General features: G+C 62.8%; 1 protein-coding gene. It reads right to left on the minus strand.

Going from position 1 to position 570, the window contains the following annotated elements; all coding sequences use genetic code 11:
- A partial coding sequence (locus tag AC5RWX_RS34140; protein ID WP_494100552.1) for a hypothetical protein occupies window positions 1–555 on the minus strand: 555 nt, incomplete at its 3' end.
- Window positions 556–570 lie beyond the last annotated feature (15 nt).

Below are 570 nucleotides of genomic sequence, written 5' to 3' on the forward strand. Positions count from 1 at the left end.
GGACCCCGTTGGCTGGCCGTCCCCGTCCAGTGCGGGGCGGGTGCCATCAAGGGTGTAGTAGATGCGTGAGGTTGCCTCCGGATTTGAGCCGGTGGCAGCACTCAGCGCGATCTTCTGCGGTCCCTGCAGGTAGGGCCCGGTCTCCGGGGAGGTGCCGGCGGGACCAAGGTTGGCGGCCGACACCACGGGCAGTGAGGTGTCAACGGTGTATTCCTGGGTGTAAAGCTCGCTCGTGGTCCCGCTCGTCCGGTCCACCGCCAGGTAACGCAAAGTGGTGTGCTGGACCGTGCTGGCGGCCACGCCGGTTACGGGATCGATGGCCGGGCCCGGGATCCGGACAGTAAGGGTTGATCCTGCTGTTCCATCGCTCGTGTGCAGCTCACCAGCGGTTACATTCCCGTCAGAGTCAACGGCAGGTATTACATCGGGATCGGTGCTGTAAACGATGTCGGTTTCAGCCGGGAAAGAGGATTGGATCTTGACCTCGGTAGCAGCGCCAAACAAGTCCGCCGGCTTGTCAATCGTCGTCTTGAGCTCAGCAACCTTGCCCGTCACCGAGAACAGATCCTG

Source organism: Arthrobacter sp. SPT-J7 (assembly GCF_059089965.1).